Genomic DNA, 19,359 nt, shown 5'->3' on the forward strand with positions numbered 1-19,359 from the left:
TAAACAAACGATCGCCTGTCTAACAGATGTAAATAATTAAAATTAGCTTTTGCAACTCAAAATCTCAATAGCTAAATGCAGCATCCCCTTTGCCATAATTCATCAATCTACAAAAATATCCAAAACTTTTATATGGATTCATTTATTAAATCTAAATACGATTCTTCAAATTATAGAAAATCGTTTTGGTCATCTCAGCAAAATATAAATTATTCTAATTGCATTAAGATCCATTCAATTATTTTTAGTGAAAAATCCACTTTTGTTAAATATTGTTAATTTGATACATATCAGTTACATTTAAGTCATGTATAGATTCAGCAAGAAAGATGTCTCAATCAACTCTAAATCAGTACTACGATGAATTAATTGATTTAATTTATAAAATTCTAGATACACCTGACAACTGGGTTCATTTTGGACAACGTTTAACTCAGATTTTGGATGCGACTTATATTCAAGTTCAAGCACTAGATGTCTGTAATCAAGCGATTTCCTTTAGTGCAGGTGGTGGTCGATTAAATGATGTAGACCGTGTAGCATCTGATCTTGCTTATTTACATTATCCAGTTGATTCAGATCCTCGCTGGGAATATTTCTTACAACTTAGCTTAGAAGATCAGCATAAATGGTATCAATGTCATCACCATATTGATCATGCCTTTGTTGAACAGTCCAAGTTATATCAGCAAGTTTTACTGCCTTTTGATCTACGCAATGTTGCCGTGAAAGCATTGGTATTAGATGAGCAGCTTTGTATTGCTTTCATTATTCATACATCAGAAAAACAACAGCCCCTGCAAAATGAAAAAATTGACTTCTTAAATCGCTTGCTTCCTCATTTGGAGCGCGTTCTCAAAACTCAACGCCAACTATATAAATTTTCTACCGATAGTATTGTGGGTTATTCATTGATAAATAAGCTGCATCAGCCGATCGTATTGCTTAACTTATCTGGAGGTGTGGTTCATTACAATACTGCGGTTTCAACACTCTTAGAAAAAACCAATCTCATTCAACTGCAGAATAATCAAATCTACTTAGATCAACCTTATCAACAGCAATTAAAAGATAATCTCCGCGAAATCGAAGCACTTTTTAGGCAACAAACATTTGATAATGAATTACTTCAAGACGGCGGGATAAAAATACAGTCAGAAAGTGGTGAAACACTGTATATCTTTGCCAGCCTACTTGCGACTGAACAAGAGTTAAAAGCTTTTGGCATTCGTCCTCTAGTGATGCTCACTTTATTTCATCCTGAACATTCAATCTCTGTAGATATTCAATTATTAAGCTCTGTGTTCAAATTTACACCTGCCGAGTGTAAAGTCGCACTAAGCCTCTTAGACGGTTTTTCAACTAAAGAAATTGCACAGAAAAATAAAGTGCGTGCAGATACTGTCAAAAAGCAAATACAGTCAATTTATAGAAAAACATCAACACACAAACAATCTGAACTGGTGAAGATTCTTCTTAACTTCCCGAAAGCTATCTAGTTTTATTGCAGATAAATACCTTCTCATTACGGAGAAAATTTAACAAAAATGTGCTTAAACATTCATATTTCTATATTCGTTATAAATCATGATTAAACCGCCAATCACAATAAACATAAGTCCCAATAGTTTTAAACCATCTACTTTTTTTACTTGCATCCCAAGAAAGCCTGTACTGTCGACAAGTGTGGCAAACAGCATCTGACCTAGAAACACCCAGAGTAAGGTATTGGTTGCACCAATTTTAGGAGCAGCAAGGAACATACATAAAATATAAAGTGAACCTAAAAGACCAGGCAACCACATCCACCAAGAGGCTTGCTGATATAAAGGCGGCTTAATACCTCCATCAATCATTAATGCAATGATCAATGAAGCCACCGCTCCACCCACATAAAGCACAAGTGTTGATTGTATTTGTGAAGCACCGCTGGCATTACGAAAGGCACTCACCATTGCCAATTGTAGAGGAACGATTAAACCACCTAAAATACTAATCAATACATAACTGATATTATGCATTCGCGACCTCTCTTTTTATTGTTTAAATCAACTGTTTGAATCTTTATTAAAGTTTTGTACTCCTATACTTATCACTTAAAACCGCTGAAATGCAAATGACCTATTTTTCTTATATTTTTGATAGAAATATATTTAGTGGCTAAAATTAAGATTTAATCATAATTTTTTATTAAATCATTCAGATATTTAACTTAGTAAACCTTAATATAAAATTAGATAAAATAAAGAGTATGAATAGAACTTTTTAAATGAATATAGCTATGAGAATATTAAAATTTAGACATAAAAAAACCGCTAACTTAGCGGTAATTTATCTCATCTTTAAGATGATGGTCGGAGCAGTAGGATTCGAACCTACGACCCCCTGGTCCCAAACCAGGTGCACTACCAGGCTGTGCTATGCTCCGTTTGTGGGGTGAATGACGGGATTCGAACCCGCGACAACCGGAATCACAATCCGGGGCTCTACCAACTGAGCTACATCCACCATCAACATTTAGTTCTATGTACCAAGCGACCAAATGGCGCGCCTGACAGGATTCGAACCTGTGACCATCCGCTTAGAAGGCGGATGCTCTATCCAACTGAGCTACAGGCGCATAACGATGATATTAATATCAAGCGATACTTCGCCGATCTTAAAACAATGTTTTGCAACATTATTTTAAATGGTCGGAGCAGTAGGATTCGAACCTACGACCCCCTGGTCCCAAACCAGGTGCACTACCAGGCTGTGCTATGCTCCGATTTTTCTCAGCTTTTATTGTATCGCACATCGTGCGGTACGGTGTGCATTCTAGGCGCGACGCCCTAGAACGTCAACACCTATTTTTCAAAAATGTAATAAATCCTTATCAAATGTATATTTAACAAACACCTTGGCGTTTTTTAACGCTTTAATGAAGCACTAAAGTTCAACATTCGATCTAATGGTAATTTAGCTCGCTCAGCTAAAGCAGGATCAACGTGTATTTCTTGATCACTATGTTGTAATACATGCAAAATACCATCGAGTTCGTTCATTGCCATCCACGGACAATGTGCACATGAACGACAGGTTGCCCCCTCACCTGCAGTTGGAGCTTCAAATAATTCTTTATCCGGCGCTGCTTGCTGCATTTTGTAGAAAATACCACGATCAGTTGCCACAATCATTTGTTTATGCGGCAAGGTCTGTGCTGCTTTAATCAGCTGCGATGTGCTTCCCACCGCATCAGCAATATCAACCACAGATTCAGGTGACTCTGGATGTACCAAAACAGCTGCATCTGGATAAAGTGCCTTCATTTGTGCGATACCACGGGCACGGAATTCTTCATGCACGATACAAGCACCATCCCACAGCAACATGTCAGCGCCAGTTTTCTTTTGAATATAACGACCTAAATGCTGATCTGGTGCCCAAATAATTTTCTCACCTAAGCTATCTAAATGCTCGATGATTTCTACAGCACAGCTAGATGTAACCACCCAATCTGCACGAGCTTTTACAGCAGCAGAGGTATTTGCATAAACTACAACAGTATGGTCCGGATGTTGATCACAAAATGCTGTGAACTCATCGACTGGACAACCTAAATCCAAAGAACAGGTTGCCTCTAATGTCGGCATTAATACTGTTTTCTCAGGAGATAAAATTTTTGCAGTTTCGCCCATAAACTTTACTCCAGCAACCACAAGGGTTGAAGCAGCATGATCACGACCAAAACGTGCCATCTCTAATGAGTCAGAAACACAACCACCCGTAAGCTCTGCAAGCTCTTGCACATCAGGATCACAGTAATAGTGCGCCACAAGTACAGCATCTCGTTTTTTGAGCTCTGCTGCGATCTGGGCAAACTTCTCTTGTTTCACTTCTGGGCTAAGGCTATTGTCCTTAGGCTCGCCCAAACGATCTAAATGCGCTTGCACAATATTTTTGGCTTCGTTCGCAATTAAATTCGCATCATTCATAAAACGTCTTCTCTATCCTGCGTGCTTGCATCACTGCAAACTTATAACGTGGGTATGGTGATCATTCTAGGTCAATCACATCGTCCACAAATAGGCAATATAAAAAAAGCCCCACTGTGGAGGCTTTTATTATAACGCAAATTTACGAGCGATAATCGGCATTAATTTTGACGTAGTCGTAAGAAAAGTCACAGGTATAGACCGTATCCGTTGCTGAACCGCGACCTAGATCGATACGAATGCTAATTTCTTTTTCCGCCATAACAGCGGCACCAGCTTCTTCGGTATAGTCTGGATTTGCACCACCATCTAAGCAAATTTGCACATCGCCCAACCAAACCTGTACTTTACTGCTATCTAAATTCGGCACACCGGCCTTTCCAATCGCCATGACAATACGGCCCCAGTTTGGATCTGACGCAAATAATGCCGTTTTGATGAGTGGAGACTCTGCAACACTATAAGCCACATCACAACATTCTTGCGTATTTGCACCACCGTCAACCTGTACGGTAATGAATTTAGTTGCCCCCTCACCATCACGTACGATCAACTGTGCTAAGCGATCCATAATACGTGCAAGTACTTCTAGCACTTTTTGATAACGTGCGTCATCTTGATGCTGAATTTCAGCCCCGCCAGCGAGACCTGTCGCAATGAAGATACACGAGTCATTTGTCGATGTATCACCATCAATGGTAATGCGGTTAAATGAATGCTCAACGGTTGTTTTTAATAGCTGCTCAACCATTTCTTTCGCAATTGGTGCGTCTGTTGCCACAAAACTCAACATGGTCGCCATATTCGGACGAATCATGCCAGCCCCTTTACTAATACCAGTCATGGTATAAGTCACACCATCCAGTTCAAACTGTTCAGATGCACCTTTTGGTGTGGTATCTGTGGTCATGATGCCTGATGCAGCGTCCGCCCAACGATCAGCATTTAAATCATTTAACGCAGGTTGAATCCCTTGTACTAAACGATCAATTGGGAGTTGCTCACCAATGACACCTGTTGAAAAAGGTAAAATCTGATTGGCTTGAACACCAGTTAACTCAGCTAACTTCGCACAAGTTGCTTCTGCATTTTGATAGCCTATAGCACCAGTCGCCGCATTGGCATTGCCTGTATTAATGATCAAGTAACGTGGCGTGTTCTCAGTTAAATGTTTCTTACTAAGTAAAACAGGCGCAGCAGCAAATGCGCTTTGGGTAAATACCCCTGCTACATTTGAACCTTCAGCAAATTCAAAAATAACTAAATCTCGTCGATTTGGATAACGCACATACGCCTCAGTTGAGCCAATTTTTACACCCTGCACCACATGCATAAGTGGCATAGTTACGTCACCAACAGCCATTTTTAAACTTCCATTCAATTTGTTATGAAAAAGAAAATGAATCCACACCCTACATATGAGACTCGGAAAGGTCATCTACAACCTGCGTAGTATCTGTAATATCTCATTTCTGTGATAGATAAAAACAAATGCCATAAGTGAACAGGTTTTGTAGATGACAATGCCTTTGGTTACTTTGGGCGAAACCAAAGTAACTCGAACCGAAGGTTATTCCTATAATTGAATTACACTCGACAAGATACCGCCTCGTCAGTAATTTATTTACAGTTCAAGCCATAAAATATGTTGATTCATATCTGCTTTGGTAGCTTATTCCAAAAAGAAATGAAAATCGAGTATTAACAATACAGATTATGGAATTTGGCTTTTCTCTAAACTCAGTAAAATCTGCTTCTTATCTAGACCACCCGCAAAACCCACCAACGCCCCACTCGAACCAATCACCCGATGACACGGCGCAATAATCGAAATCGGATTTTTACCATTCGCAGCACCCACCGCACGCACTGCTTTTTGATTCCCCAACTGAACGGCAATCTCTTTATAACTACGCGTTTCCCCAAAAGGAATCGTCAATAGTGCCTGCCAAACCTGTTGCTGAAATGCTGTGCCTTGAAAATCCAATGGCAAATCAAATTGCTGACGCTGTCCTAAAAAATATTCTTCAAGTTGTTGTTTTACCTTTAACAATATTGGATGCTGAACATTCTCAACCAACTCAGCAAGCCGAACACGCTTATGATCTTCATTGTCCCACATCACAGCAACCAAGGCTTGATCATGTGCAACCAGTTTTAATGCACCCACAGGAGAATCCATGTACATATATACCAGTTGCATCACACTCTCCTTAGAACATTAATTTGATGACAATTTCATCAGCATTAAACCCGATACGATCAAAACTGCTGCGATCATTCGCATTGCCGTCATCGGCTCATTCAATACCACAATTCCCACAATAAACGATCCAATTGCACCAATCCCTGTCCAAATGGTATACGCTGTTCCAAGCGGTAAAGTCCGCATGGAAATCGACAAAAGGACCACACTTAATATCATGAAAATGATCGTGATAATACTTGGTGTTAAACGAGTGAAACCTTCGGATAGCTTCATCGAATATGCCCAAATGACTTCAAACACACCTGCTAAAATTAAAATCGCCCAAGCCATTTTTTACTCACACATTAAATGGTTGGGTCGTCCCAACATCAAACCAATCAAAGGGGTCGTCCCCTTCGGCTTCAAAGTGTAATTCAAATCTTTTTAAATATGTGAATTGTTATGTATCCAAACAATCTAACCCACTGAAAATAAAATATATTGATCAATTGTATTATTGCCAAACAATGCTATCTACACGCATTAATTCACATGCACCATTTCCCGTATCTTCTCTTGATAAAGAACTTTTCCAACGCCAACCATCTTTAGCCTGAATTTCAATTAAAGAACCTTTGAGATACACGAGATCATCTTTCTTTAATTTCTTCATTTGTTTAGCAATAGAAGCATCGGCGGGTACTAAATGCATATTGGCACTATGCGTTGCAATTTCCCGTAATGGAATCGGAGGTTCATGATCCACACGCCAATAATACCAACGGTTGCTCTGTGAAATATCAATTTCTTTATACACTTGGGGATTCGCCATATCATCCCATCCAACAGCGATATCCATCGGCGAATACTCAGCTTCTCGCCCAAAGTTATAATCTTCTCTCGAAAGCACTCTAAATGAACCTTCATAACTTTGTAAATTAACAACTTGAACATCTTGATGGGTCGTAAGTTGACTGATATCTGGCGTTGGTTTTATCAGTTTTGTCCAAATTAACCAAGCGAGAGCCAAACCCAACACACCATACATCCATCTCGGCATTCCATTAATCCTTTTTCTTTTGCAAGGCTTCTATCCTGAGCCTAAACCACGTAAAAATAGCGTAAAAAAACTTCTGAAAAACATGAAGCAAATGATACTGAGAACCCTCATGTTGTGGCATAGAATCAAATGAATCCGACTTTTGGATAAACACTTCCACAGGTTCATAATGAGGCATCGTTTGCTGCAACTCAGCACCTAAACTCAAATATTCCAATGCTGTAGTCACATTTTCTATCTCTTGCTGATGATATAACACCAAATGACGGGCATCTAAATCGATACTATGTTCAATCAACAGCTCAGAAAATGGTAACAATGCCTTCCTGACTCTTTGTACTTCCACCATACTGCTCATATGTGGAATGTAATAAAAACTGACATTCATACTGCCATCAGTTGGTATCAGCTCTAACTGGGAAGAAGTTACGACTTGAGACTTTTCTCTTGGCTTAGCCGTTTGGATTGATTTTTCTGTTATTTGATTGTCTTGTTGTTCTAAAGCCATTTATGCACCATGAATGACTCAAAAAAGATACTGCTAGTATAAACTAACAGTATCTCAGAAACGTGACATTTTAGACAAAGTATCAGAACTTTAGCGTAAAGCCTGCGCCGTATAGCCAACCTTTTTCACTGTCAGAACCTTCCTGCCAAAGCGTTTTATTAGCACCTTTATGGTATGCATAAGCAATATCAATAAATGGCATGATCTTTTTATTGATTTCATAGCGTGTTTGCACGCCAGCCTGAAACTTTGATAGACCTGTTTTCTGTGCGTATTTTGATTTATCACTCAGCACAAGATCAGCTTGCAAATATGGCTGAGCAATCAACTTTTGCGTAAATAAAAAATCTCGAGTGGTATCCAAACTTAATTGCCAACGTTGATCTTGGCCAGCATACAAATAAGCTTCTGTCTCAAAGAAATAAGGCGCTAGACCATGTAAGCCAAATACTGCGCTCCACTGATTTTTATCTAAACTTTGCTCAGGCATATATTGATAACGCACACCTGCTTGTACATCCCAGAAGTCTGCAATATTACGGCTGTATAATGCCATCGTTTCTGTATCTGCTTTTTCAGATTCAGCTTTTTCTACATGTGCCTTAATGAAAATCTTATTTTCATCTGAGCCAATCCATGTTTTAAGCTCTGTACTCGCTCTACCTCGTCCATGCTCATCTAAAGTCCAAGCATTTTCTAAAGTCGTGGCTTGATAAATCTGACCACCATGCTCACGGCGGTGATCATGTGCATGATGTACGGCATCCGTTGGAGCTGCCTTTATTGTTTGATGTTGTGAATGATCTATTGCTGATGCTTTATTCATTGATGTCATCTGATGAGCTGAATGATCCATTTCCGTCATTTGATGTGATTCATAAGCAAAGGTGATTGCGCTTGATGTAGACACAACACTGCCAATCAATAACAACTTTAGCATTTTATTCACCTCGGGAGATTGCTTAGTGATGTGCATGGCGTGCTCCTTCTGATGGTGCTGTTTCATTGGGTTGATTCACTGTTTTTGAATCATCCACATTCGCCACAATCAGTTTATTCATCATGCCTGCTGACATGTGATACAACAAATGACAATGGATTGCCCATTCCCCCAACTCATCAGCGGTTAACAATGCAGTCACCGTTTGTCCCGGTGGAACGACAACAGTATGTTTATTTGGCATATCAATCGCAGCTTGACCATTTTCTAACTGCATAAACATGCCATGCAGATGCATCGGATGCGCCATCATGCTGTCATTGATAAATTTCAGTCGAATACGCTCTCCAAACTTCACTTGTAATGGCTCAGCATCACTAAACTTTTTACCATTCATGGTCCACATATAGCGTTCCATCGTTCCACCAAGACGAATAACCAACTCTCTTTCTGCTGGACGTGTATCAGGCTGCGGTGTTAATGATTTTAGATCAGCATATTGCAATGCTTTATGACCTATTGGCGTGGATGCATTTGCCCAACCTTGAACAGATTCAGCCTTCACATTTTCATGCTGAGAGGTCATCTGTTGCTGATGCATGTCATTCATTTTGCCCATCCCCATAGAATCATGAGAAGAGTGATCCATGTCTGACATCTTCATTGCAGTATGGTCTAAATGATCAGTACTCATTGGTTTATGAGCAGTGTGATCCATATCTTTCATATCCATCTGTGCATGTGTACCATGATCCATGCCCATATCTTGCATGGTCAATAATGCACGTGGACGCGCTTTTGGCATCTCAATCTGAGCTGGTGGGGCGACTGTATCACGCTGTAGTGATGCAATTGCAAAACCACTACGATCAATCGACTCTGCTTCAATTTGATAATGTACTTGCTTTGGCTCAACGATTACATCGTATGTTTCAGCCGCACCTATACGAAACTCATCTACAGCAACAGGCTGTACAGGTTGACCATCTGCACTGACCACCGTCATTTTCAAATTCGGAATACGTACATCAAAAAATGACATTGCAGATGCATTAATAAAACGTAAACGAACTTTTTCACCTGCACTAAATGCACCTGTCCAGTTTTGCTGCGGAGTTTTTCCATTAACTAGAAAGGTATAACCCGTGACATCCGATAAATCGGTTTTGAGCATCCGCATCTGATTCCACATCGAACGATCTTGCCAAGTTGCTTTCAAACCTTTTTGTTTGACTTGTTGCCAAACATCACCCACCGTTTCACGTTGATTTTGATAGTATTCGGCAGATTTTTTCAAATTCGCCATAATTTGATCACTATTAGTTTCATGAAAGTCGGACAGCATCACTACATAGTCACGATCTGCTTTTTCATGCTGAGCGACAGGCTGCTTACCTTTCGGATAAATGACTAAAGCGCCATATAAACCATCTTGTTCTTGACCTTTACTGTGTGCGTGATACCAATAGGTTCCGTTTTGACGGACTTTAAAACGATATTCAAAGCTACCATTTGGTTGAATGCCTTTGAAACCATTAAAACCAGGCACACCATCCATCAATCCAGGTAAAAGCAGACCATGCCAGTGCAATGAGGTATCTTGATCTTTTAATTGATTATGAACATGAATAACCGCCTCATCACCCTCTTCAAACTCAAGTAATGGAGCAATGAATTTGCCATTCACCGTCATGCGTTTGACAGATTTCCCTGTGATATTGACCATGCCCTGATCAATATTCAAATGATATTCTTTAATCGCTGCCCAACTGGCAGGCGCAAACAATAAGCTGAAGCTAGCTATTACACCAGCATAAATTTTTGCAGACATTTTATTTTCCCAATCTGTATGAATTGACTTTTAGGAGAGAACAATCTCCCCTAGCCCCTCTTATCTAAGAGAGGTAACTCAAATGCAGATTAGGCTTTAGGAGGGCGTAAAATTTCTTGCCAATATCCAGCAAGATGACGAGCTTGGTAATCCGTATTTGTACGATGATTTAACTCAAAAATGGAATTCAAAGATAAAGTCGGCACCTGTTGATCTAGTGCTAAATTAACATTTTGACAATACGATGGCTGATTACAATCTTGACAATGCTGATCATCTGAGATGTTGTCACCATGACATTTCACCATCATTTGAGCATCTACATGAGACATTTGCATGTGCTGATGTTGATCTGTCTTTGCTTGATCATGGCAAGGCATCTGCTGTGGCATGATCTCCATTTGCTCATCAGCTTGAATGGCATGAACTGCTGCAACAGCCGCACTACTTCCCCCGATGAAAATTATCATCAGGAATACAAACCATACATGTTTGTACTTTGGTTGAAGTTGCACGAAGTGTCCCTTATTCACAATAAACAGATCAATTTAATGCTCATAGCATAATTTCTTTTCAAGTTATGCACAATCCACATTATGTTGTTCGTAGGTTCTGTTGCTCTATTTTATTTCAAAGCTGCTGTTTAAATATTCAAAATTAACTTTTATAAAAAATGAGTAAAATAAGAGCAAAATAAATAATTTAGCGCACAAAAAAAGGACATTTTGCTGTCCTTTTTTCATCAATGTGCTGCCAATATAAACAACTGAAATCGTTTTGTTTAATTTAACAACACCTTATCCACCTGCTTATCAACACGGTTATCCACCCAGTTATAAACAAAGTTATCCACAGTCTTGTGTGAAAATAGGATAAAGAGACTAAATTTGTTTTGCACCAACTTTGGCTAGCTCTGCACGCATTTGGTCAATTACAGTTTTATAATCAGGTTGACCAAAAATCGCAGATCCTGCAACAAACATATCTGCACCAGCTTCAGCAATTTCCCTAATATTCGCTGGCCCGACACCACCATCTACTTCTAAACGAATATCACGACCACTTGCATCAATAATTTGACGTGCTTGACGCAACTTTTCTAAGGTCATTGGAATAAATTTTTGACCGCCAAACCCAGGGTTTACACTCATCAATAAAATTTGATCAACTTTATCAAGTACATAGTCAAGATAATGTAATGGTGTCGCAGGGTTAAAGACTAAACCCGCTTTTGCACCACCAGACTTGATCAACTGAAGCGAGCGATCAATATGATCTGTTGCTTCTGGATGAAAAGTAATAATGTCAGCTCCAGCTTCCAAGAAATCACCTATCATACGGTCAACAGGCGACACCATTAAGTGCACATCAATCGGTGCTTTGATACCATAATTTTTAAGCGCCTTACATATACCTGCACCAAAGGTTAAATTCGGTACGTAATGATTATCCATCACATCAAAATGTACAACGTCTGCACCTGCATCTAAAACCTTTTCTACATCTTCACCTAAACGAGCAAAATCAGCAGATAAAATAGAAGGAGCAATTAAATAAGGCTTGGACATGGAAGACCTGGCAAACTTTGAAAAAATGATAAATGAATTATAGCAAATTCATTTACTTTAGGGCTGTTACAAAGACACTATTACCACATTGCAAACTTGCAACAGCTCGTTGCATGAATGCTGTTTTTAACCCTGACTGATTTTGCTATTTTTAATCAGTGAAAATCAGAAGATGAAGTTTAAATATGAATAGTACGACACAGATTACAACTCAAGAAGGTAAGCGCATTAGCAAACGGCTCATCAATCATTGGAAGCACAAATTCGAAGTTGCTGAGACCGAAACTGACTCAAAAATTTTTATGCCTACAGCAACCGTTACATTGACACCACAACAACAATATCTAGGTGTATTGATTGAAAATCAGCAAGATGATGTTCAACACCTAGAGCAAGTCGTGATTGATCATTTAAACCGCATGGCTCAACAAGAGTTTAATGTTGAATGGACACACAATTAAAAAGAAGCTCATAAGAGCTTCTTTTTCTTTTAAGCATTCACTTTTTCTAATTGAATGGCATGAAATTGCAAGTGATCATCTACAAAACTTTGGATAAAATAATAGCCGTGATCATATCCTTTGTGTAAACGCAAGGTGAGTGGCTGACCAGCATCTAAGCAGGCTTGCTTGAATTTTTCTGGATTAAGTTGACTATAGAACTGATCGTCGACACCCTGATCAATTAAAATTTCTTCAAAAATGCAGCCTTTCTGTTGAACTAATGCCAATGCATCATGCGCCAACCATTGCTGCTGATCATTACCTAAATACTGACCAAATGCGTTCTCCCCCCAAGGACAAATACTCGGTGCACAGATTGGAGCAAAAGCAGATACAGATTTAAATTGTTCAGGATATTTAAATGCTAACGTTAATGCGCCATGACCACCCATCGAATGACCAAATATCCCGATTTGATTTTCAATAACTGGAAATTCCTGCAAGATATGTGCATATAGCTCATCAACAATATAAGACTCCATTTGATAATGTTCAGCCCAAGGTTGTTGAGTCGCATTAATATAAAAACCAGCACCCTGCCCGATATCCCAATGATCACCTTGCGCAACATTTTCACCACGCGGAGAAGTATCAGGGGTAATCAAAATAAGACTAAGACGAGCAGCCATACGCTGCGCATGTGCTTTGATTGCAAACGTTTCCTCTGTACAAGTCAAACCTGCAAGATAAAACAATGCTGAACATGGTTTTCCTTCTAAAGCAGCGGGTGGTAAATAAACACCAACTTTACTTGCCCCTTTAAGATGCTGAGAGTCAATTTGATAAATTCGTTGTTCTCCCTCAAAACAACGATTTTTTTGCAGTAGTTGCATGCTCATTATCCTGTGGTTTTGTAATATCTGTTGTTGTCATATTTTGTTGTGGAAATAAATATGGCTCAAGTTGTGGCAACATCAACTCCATATTTCGTCCGATTGACCATTGCGGCTCTGATGGTTCAAAGCCTTGTGATGTTTCCCATTTAGTGACCGTCTGCTTTGCTTGATCGAATGCTGTTTTCATTGAAGACTGTTCACGCATTGCTAAATCAAAGAAAGCACGACCAAAATAGGTATAATCCGCTTCATTATTACAACCGAAAGATGTCTTATCTGCTGCAGAAGCTGTAATAATCAAAGTTTCAGGCGACTGTAATGCTGGAATGAAACTTCCAGAATAACATGCAGAGATCACAATAACACGCCACCGAATACCAGACTTATCTAGCGTCTCCCGTAACCATTTCGGATCAACTTGACCGAGGTTTAGCGGAGCATTTTCAATTTCAAAATGATTTCGCTCGCCATGTGATGTCATATAGAGAAATAAAACATCACTGTCTCGATTCATTTGCTGACCAATACGTCGTAACGCCAGTTCTATACTGGTTTTTGAAGCAATTGGCACCTCCAAACGAGTCGCAGGATTATTGATCAACATGATAGAACGACCAAATGTTCCAAAACGCGTATCAAATTGTTCTCTTATACGCTCAATTTCTGATTTAAATACATCCACATAACTATCACCCGCGACACCAAGGAAATACCAATGACTTTGTGCAATATCGCCATATTGAACTTGATCTAATGCTTTATCGAGCAAATAGCTTTGTGCATAAAAAGCATCTTCTGCAAATGTTGGTGGTGTTTCTTCTACCTTCCAAATCGGCTGGTCTTTTACCGAAAGCTGCCAAACCACCATGGTTGCGATCGTTGCGACAAAGACTAAAGCACGCTCCCACCAAGGCCAATTCAAAGCACGGGAAAAAACCCAAATAACCGCTAAACTTTGCCAAACAAAAAGTCCGACAAAGAGTGGTGGTAGAAAACCATTGTAGATACTATCAGGGATAAAATTGAGGTAACCATTCGATCCTAAATACTGGATCAAACATTGTAGTAAGAGAATATTTGTATCGAGGACCAACCATAACAATGCAGGTACAAGCATTAATCTTGGCTGGTTCATACGTTGAGATAAGAAAATCCCAACAATCAAAGCAATAAAAGGCCAAAGCGCGTAGCCAATCAGACCTTGAGAGTTAAAATCTCCCATTTGCCCTGCGACTAACCAACTATAGAGTGAGTTAGTACAACCTCCTAAAATACCCCACAAAATCAGTTGAGTAATCGAAGGATGAACCACTTGTAAGGAACGACGAGACCCTAGAAACAACCACATTCCAGCAATTTGGTTACTTTTAAAATCATGCCAGATATTAATGGAGGGTTTGAGGTCTATCATAAAATTCTTCGGGAGTTTCTCTTTTCAAGCCTAAACTGAAAATATGCCAAACGTTACAGAATGAACATCACTTTTCCAAAAACATGCTATGCGCTGCACTAGTGTAAACTTGACAAGAATTTTTTAGCAATCATGCTTTTGCACTATATCACAAATCTTTACCGAGCATTGACCTAAGCTAAACAATCACTTGCGTGCGATTTCAGATTTAACCTTTTGGAAAATATGCATCAAAACGACAAGCGTCTCCTAACCACTGATGATCAGGTGTTTCCTCAGCCAAATAAACTGCATGTCGCGGGCGCTTAACAATTACTCTTTTGGCTATTTGTTTAGCTAAATCAAGTAACTGATCTCCCAAATCCATTTCTCCATCTTCGGGAAGCAACATATGCAATAGCTGCATTTGTTTTTTGACCTGTGCTTGCTTCTTAAGCGCTTGTTGGTTTTGATCACGCTGAGGAAACATTGGATCTAAATAAACGACATCGACTTGTTCATTTTGCTCGATCAATTGACTTAGATAGCGATTAGAGTCCGCAAAAATAAGCTGAATTCGTTGCGCTGTGGAGTGCAAGAAAGAATCTTGTTCAGCCTGAACTTTGCTATATTCCAATAAAACAAACAAAATTGGATGGCGCTCGACTAATCGGACATCAGCCCCAAGATGAGCCATCAATAAACTATCATGACCCAATCCAGCGGTAGCATCAATTAATGTTGGCTTTTCACCTAACTGACATGCTCTTGCAATCATTTCTGATTTTAAACTTGCACGTTTTAATCTAGGAATTTCTGCGCGCCAATCAGGTTGCATTTTCATTCCATTGGCTGCAAGGCTTAAACCATCACTATCCAATACCAAAGTCATTTCTGGGTTAAGACGTAAAAACCGAGCGTTAATTTTCTCGACAGTTTGTCCTTCAAGCTGAACATTTAACTCTGTAAAACGAGCCTGTAGTTGCTGAAACCGTGCTTCATATTCAGCTTGATATCGACAAATCATTTGCATTACCAATGCACCCAACCAGTCCACCAAGTCGCTAGAATAAATAAACCAAAAATGATTCGATAATAGGCAAATGCAGTAAAGTCATGCTTCGACACATAACGAATCAAGGCACGAATCACGATTAGCGCCGAAATAAAGGCAACAATAATACCGACTGCTAACACCAGCATGTCATTGCTATGTAGCTCATGACGCATCTTATACATGTCGAGCAAACCAGCACCCATCAGCACAGGAATACCCAAGAAGAATGAGAACTCAGCTGCCGCTTTACGCGAAACGCCCAAAAACAACGATCCAATAATGGTTGAGCCAGAACGAGACGTTCCCGGAAACAAAGCTAAACATTGAATCAAACCAATCAAGGTTGCTTGTTTAAAGGTTAGATCATCGACTTCTTGAGTTACAATCTGATGCTGACGGCGTTCAGCCCACAGAATAATAAAACCACCCACAATCAAAGCGATTGCAACTGTAATCGCATTAAATAAATATGCCTTAACCACATCACCGAAAGTCAAACCAATGATCACAATTGGAATCGATGCAATGATCAAATTCAGACTTAAACGACGACCTTGCTCCTGCCCTTTTAATGCACCAATCAAAGCACCCCAAAGCTTTCCCCAGTACTCATAAATAACCGCAGCAATTGCACCAATCTGTACAGCTACAGCAAACATATCTCGTTTTTCTACTGTCCAAAAATCGAGAAGTTGTCCAGCTAAAATCAAATGCCCTGTACTTGAAATTGGAAGAAATTCTGTAATCCCTTCAACCAACCCCATAATCGCTGCTTTAAAAAGCAATAAAAGATCCATAGTTAACCTTAATTTGACTTACCTTGTTCTGGAATTTTTTTCCACGCATCATCACGCAAATAAACTGGCAAAGCATGCTCCGCATTTACCCAATCTTGTTGAACTGCGCGCATACGTGCAATCGTCGCAATATCTTGGGCTGTTGCCTGAATTTTTATTACAGATGATATTTGAGTGGAAATATTTGGAGAGTCTATGTGCTCAGGCTTAATTAATTCTGAACCAGATCCAACTGGTTTATACTTGCAATAAGCAGTCGCTTGTTCATAATTTAATAATTTTTCTTCATCTACAGTCTGCATGATGCCATGTTCATCCATGCAAAAGTTAGCGATATAAACTTCTTGCATACGCGCATCTAAAACTGCCGTTACCTGCTGCAAACCTGTTAAACGATATGCCGCTTGTGCCAAGGCTTGTAAACTTGAAACTGGTATCACAGGTAAGTCTTGTGACCATGCTAAGGCTTGTGTAACCGCGGCATTAATACGAACACCACTAAATGAACCTGGGCCACGGCTAAAAGCAATTGCTGTTAAATCTGCGAGTTGAGTCGCTGTCTGTAACAATGCTTGTTCAGTTAAAGGTAATATCGTTTGCGTTTGGGCTTTTGCTCGCTCATCTAACTGAAAATAGAGTTCTTGAGAATCATCAATTAATGAAACAGAACACTGCTCATTTGCAGATTCCAATGCAAGCAACTTCATGCAAAAACCTTAACTAAAAGAGAGAAAAATCGTCGAGTATCATACTCCACTCAAAGCTGATAGGCGAGTTGTTCTGTTTTTATAGATACAAAAAAGCCAAGTACAGACTTGGCAATCCGAACATCTTTTATGAGACAGCTAGTTAGAAGCTAAATGCTTCTAACTCTAAGAAGTTTTTGTAGTGTTCAGCATAATGCAAAGCACTCAAACGCAATCTTGCAGCACCTTGTTCATCTAAAGTTTTAACAACTTTACCTGGTGATCCCATAACCACAGAATTATCCGGAATCACCTTCCCTTCAGGAATTAAAGCGTTTGCGCCAATAATACAGTTCTTTCCAATGACCGCATTATTCAAAATAACGGCATTCATCCCAATAAGTGAATTATCACCAATCGTACAACCATGTAACATCACTTTATGGCCAACGGTAACATATTCACCAATATTGAGTTCAATACCCGCATCTGTATGTAAAACAGCATTCTCTTGAATATTAGAAAAATCGCCAATACGAATCACACAATTATCTGCACGGACCACAGCACCAAACCAAATACTCACTTGTCGACCCAGTTCAGCTTGTCCAATGACCGTTGCGGTAGGCGCAACCCACCCATCCCATGGTTCATGTAAAGCTTTAGGACTCAATCCTTTGTATTTATACATCATGTCAATAACTCTATATCTAAATAAAACATTTAAAACTTAGCTAAACCAAAATTAGGAGGATTGACCAAAAAAGGCCATTTTTTCTGATGCCCCAATCCATACTGAAACAAAGACACTAACATCCGTGCTGTCAAGCCCCAAACAATTTCACTTTCAACTTGCATACTCGGAAAATAAATCGATTGACGAGCGAGTCGTACCTCATAGGGTAATGGCGGTGCATCAATCAGCTCTTGCAAAGGAACAAAGAATATCCGATCTATTTCGGTTGGCTGAGCAATCAAGTCAACTTGAGCTGGTATCAATCCAACAATAGGTTTAACAGAAAGTCCACTACGCGCACGTTGAATAGGTAAATCACCTAAAAGCTTCACATCAAAAGGATTTAAGGCTGTTTCCTCTTGTGCTTCACGCAAAGCGACCACAATATTGCTGGTATCACTTGGATCACGCTTCCCACCAGGAAATGATACTTCTCCTGCATGTTGTGATAGATGAATAGAACGACGTGTAAGTAAAACTTTGGGTTTCTGTTCTTGTGTAATTGCAATTAAAACTGCGGCATCTGCTTGTTGGATTCGTTTGGAAAAACGCAACCGTTGTTGTAAAAGTTCGATTAACGATTGTTCATCCATATCAAGCATCACTCTTTTTCTATTTCCCTTAATTAAACATCATAGCCGAAATTTGAACCACAATCATAGATCATGATGCGAAGTCAGAAAAATTCAGTTATGCTGAGTTATCTCTGTCGCTGATGATAATTATGAGCTTTTGCGTTGCGTGTGGACATGAAACTGAAGCAAAAATCCCATTAGGTGATCATAAAACCCGACTTGTTTGCACCAACTGCGGCAATATTCATTATGAGAATCCTAAGGTTATTTGCGGTGCGCTGGCACTTTGGGATGATAAGGTTTTACTTTGCCGCAGAGCAATCGAGCCACGTTATGGGTTGTGGACTTTACCCGCAGGCTATATGGAATTGTTCGAAACGATGGAGCAAGGTGCCGCTCGCGAAACAAGAGAGGAAGCCGAAGCTGAAGTTGAAATCGAACAACTCTACTGTACCTACAATATCCCTCGCATTGGACAAATTTATGTTCTTTTCAAAGCAAAAATTAAGGACGGTATCTTCGGAGCAGGTGAAGAAAGCCTCGAATGCCGACTTTTTGAAGAGGATGAAATTCCTTGGACTGAGCTTGCATTTCCAAGTGTAGAGCAAACATTGAAACATTACTTTGCAGATCGTAAAGATGGACTATTTCCAGCTCATTTAGAAACCATTGGAACACGACTTGATCATACTGGATAAATAAAAAAGGCC

21 protein-coding genes and 4 tRNA genes are annotated in these 19,359 nt (G+C 39.5%); 3 read left to right on the forward strand and 22 right to left on the reverse strand.

Annotated features, from left to right (window positions below; genetic code table 11):
• Positions 1 to 329 precede the first annotated feature (329 nt).
• Complete coding sequence (locus F959_RS14390; protein WP_004881382.1) at positions 330 to 1,499, forward strand: helix-turn-helix transcriptional regulator; 1,170 nt, start codon at positions 330 to 332, stop codon at positions 1,497 to 1,499.
• A 54-nt stretch (positions 1,500 to 1,553) separates the two neighbouring features.
• On the opposite strand, the gene F959_RS14395 is transcribed toward F959_RS14390, so the two are convergent.
• The 15 genes from F959_RS14395 to rpe form a co-directional block, all read right to left on the reverse strand.
• On the reverse strand, positions 1,554 to 2,021 hold the full coding sequence (locus F959_RS14395) for a DMT family transporter (protein ID WP_004881384.1): 468 nt from the start codon (positions 2,019 to 2,021) through the stop codon (positions 1,554 to 1,556).
• Positions 2,022 to 2,351: 330 nt separating this feature from the next.
• A tRNA-Pro gene (locus tag F959_RS14400) sits at positions 2,352 to 2,428 on the reverse strand.
• A 4-nt stretch (positions 2,429 to 2,432) separates the two neighbouring features.
• Positions 2,433 to 2,508: transfer RNA gene (locus F959_RS14405), tRNA-His, on the reverse strand.
• Positions 2,509 to 2,543: 35 nt separating this feature from the next.
• A tRNA-Arg gene (locus F959_RS14410) sits at positions 2,544 to 2,620 on the reverse strand.
• Between the two features lie 70 nt (positions 2,621 to 2,690).
• Positions 2,691 to 2,767: transfer RNA gene (locus tag F959_RS14415), tRNA-Pro, on the reverse strand.
• Between the two features lie 142 nt (positions 2,768 to 2,909).
• Positions 2,910 to 3,974: a quinolinate synthase NadA gene (nadA, locus tag F959_RS14420; protein WP_004881386.1), complete on the reverse strand. Its 1,065-nt coding sequence runs from the start codon at positions 3,972 to 3,974 to the stop codon at positions 2,910 to 2,912.
• Positions 3,975 to 4,116: 142 nt separating this feature from the next.
• Positions 4,117 to 5,337, reverse strand: coding sequence for a bifunctional glutamate N-acetyltransferase/amino-acid acetyltransferase ArgJ (gene argJ, locus F959_RS14425; protein WP_004881389.1), 1,221 nt, complete (start codon positions 5,335 to 5,337; stop codon positions 4,117 to 4,119).
• Between the two features lie 351 nt (positions 5,338 to 5,688).
• Entirely contained in the window at positions 5,689 to 6,177 is a 489-nt protein-coding gene (locus F959_RS14430; RefSeq protein ID WP_004881390.1) for a methylated-DNA--[protein]-cysteine S-methyltransferase, read from the reverse strand.
• A gap of 18 nt (positions 6,178 to 6,195) precedes the next feature.
• Complete coding sequence (locus F959_RS14435) at positions 6,196 to 6,513, reverse strand: DMT family transporter (protein WP_004881392.1); 318 nt, start codon at positions 6,511 to 6,513, stop codon at positions 6,196 to 6,198.
• Positions 6,514 to 6,676: 163 nt separating this feature from the next.
• Positions 6,677 to 7,222, reverse strand: a complete 546-nt coding sequence (locus tag F959_RS14440) for a hypothetical protein (RefSeq protein ID WP_004881394.1) — start codon at positions 7,220 to 7,222, stop codon at positions 6,677 to 6,679.
• 4 nt (positions 7,223 to 7,226) lie between these two features.
• Positions 7,227 to 7,730, reverse strand: coding sequence for a hypothetical protein (locus tag F959_RS14445; RefSeq protein ID WP_004881396.1), 504 nt, complete (start codon positions 7,728 to 7,730; stop codon positions 7,227 to 7,229).
• Between the two features lie 82 nt (positions 7,731 to 7,812).
• Positions 7,813 to 8,706 carry a copper resistance protein B gene (locus tag F959_RS14450; RefSeq protein ID WP_004881397.1) on the reverse strand — a complete coding sequence of 298 codons (894 nt, stop codon included), beginning with the start codon at positions 8,704 to 8,706 and terminating at the stop codon, positions 7,813 to 7,815.
• A complete protein-coding gene (locus F959_RS14455; protein WP_004881400.1) occupies positions 8,693 to 10,501 on the reverse strand; it encodes a copper resistance system multicopper oxidase in 1,809 nt (602 codons plus the stop codon). Before F959_RS14455 ends, F959_RS14450 begins: the two co-directional genes overlap by 14 nt.
• Positions 10,502 to 10,590: 89 nt before the next feature.
• Positions 10,591 to 11,016, reverse strand: a complete 426-nt coding sequence (locus tag F959_RS14460) for a hypothetical protein (RefSeq protein WP_004881402.1) — start codon at positions 11,014 to 11,016, stop codon at positions 10,591 to 10,593.
• Positions 11,017 to 11,382: 366 nt separating this feature from the next.
• The gene (rpe, locus tag F959_RS14465) at positions 11,383 to 12,069 is read right to left on the reverse strand and encodes a ribulose-phosphate 3-epimerase (protein WP_004881404.1); all 687 of its coding nucleotides are present in this window, start codon (positions 12,067 to 12,069) and stop codon (positions 11,383 to 11,385) included.
• A gap of 185 nt (positions 12,070 to 12,254) precedes the next feature.
• Here rpe and F959_RS14470 point away from each other — a divergent pair, with 185 nt between their 5' ends.
• Positions 12,255 to 12,530, forward strand: coding sequence for a DUF2218 domain-containing protein (locus F959_RS14470; RefSeq protein WP_004881406.1), 276 nt, complete (start codon positions 12,255 to 12,257; stop codon positions 12,528 to 12,530).
• A 29-nt stretch (positions 12,531 to 12,559) separates the two neighbouring features.
• Here F959_RS14470 and fghA read toward each other — a convergent pair whose 3' ends face one another.
• The 7 genes from fghA to F959_RS14505 all read right to left on the reverse strand — a co-directional run bounded on the left by fghA (position 12,560) and on the right by F959_RS14505 (position 18,667).
• Positions 12,560 to 13,405: an S-formylglutathione hydrolase gene (fghA, locus tag F959_RS14475; RefSeq protein WP_004881409.1), complete on the reverse strand. Its 846-nt coding sequence runs from the start codon at positions 13,403 to 13,405 to the stop codon at positions 12,560 to 12,562.
• The gene (locus F959_RS14480; RefSeq protein WP_004881410.1) at positions 13,374 to 14,819 is read right to left on the reverse strand and encodes a C13 family peptidase; all 1,446 of its coding nucleotides are present in this window, start codon (positions 14,817 to 14,819) and stop codon (positions 13,374 to 13,376) included. The genes fghA and F959_RS14480 overlap by 32 nt, the downstream gene beginning before the upstream one ends.
• 208 nt (positions 14,820 to 15,027) lie before the next feature.
• Complete coding sequence (locus F959_RS14485; protein WP_004881413.1) at positions 15,028 to 15,831, reverse strand: class I SAM-dependent methyltransferase; 804 nt, start codon at positions 15,829 to 15,831, stop codon at positions 15,028 to 15,030.
• A complete protein-coding gene (locus F959_RS14490) occupies positions 15,831 to 16,652 on the reverse strand; it encodes an undecaprenyl-diphosphate phosphatase (protein ID WP_004881415.1) in 822 nt (273 codons plus the stop codon). Before F959_RS14490 ends, F959_RS14485 begins: the two co-directional genes overlap by 1 nt.
• 8 nt (positions 16,653 to 16,660) lie before the next feature.
• Positions 16,661 to 17,359, reverse strand: a complete 699-nt coding sequence (tsaB, locus tag F959_RS14495; protein WP_004881416.1) for a tRNA (adenosine(37)-N6)-threonylcarbamoyltransferase complex dimerization subunit type 1 TsaB — start codon at positions 17,357 to 17,359, stop codon at positions 16,661 to 16,663.
• 142 nt (positions 17,360 to 17,501) lie between these two features.
• Positions 17,502 to 18,029 (reverse strand): gamma carbonic anhydrase family protein, encoded by a 528-nt coding sequence (locus tag F959_RS14500; RefSeq protein WP_161626775.1) that lies wholly within the window; start codon positions 18,027 to 18,029, stop codon positions 17,502 to 17,504.
• Between the two features lie 32 nt (positions 18,030 to 18,061).
• Positions 18,062 to 18,667 (reverse strand): CoA pyrophosphatase, encoded by a 606-nt coding sequence (locus tag F959_RS14505; protein WP_004881419.1) that lies wholly within the window; start codon positions 18,665 to 18,667, stop codon positions 18,062 to 18,064.
• A gap of 131 nt (positions 18,668 to 18,798) precedes the next feature.
• Between F959_RS14505 and F959_RS14510 the strand changes: the two genes are divergently transcribed.
• On the forward strand, positions 18,799 to 19,347 hold the full coding sequence (locus F959_RS14510) for an NUDIX hydrolase (RefSeq protein WP_007480873.1): 549 nt from the start codon (positions 18,799 to 18,801) through the stop codon (positions 19,345 to 19,347).
• The last annotated feature ends 12 nt before the right edge of the window (positions 19,348 to 19,359 follow it).

The sequence above is a fragment of the Acinetobacter venetianus RAG-1 = CIP 110063 genome, from assembly GCF_000368585.1.
In the GTDB taxonomy this organism is placed as follows: domain Bacteria; phylum Pseudomonadota; class Gammaproteobacteria; order Pseudomonadales; family Moraxellaceae; genus Acinetobacter; species Acinetobacter venetianus.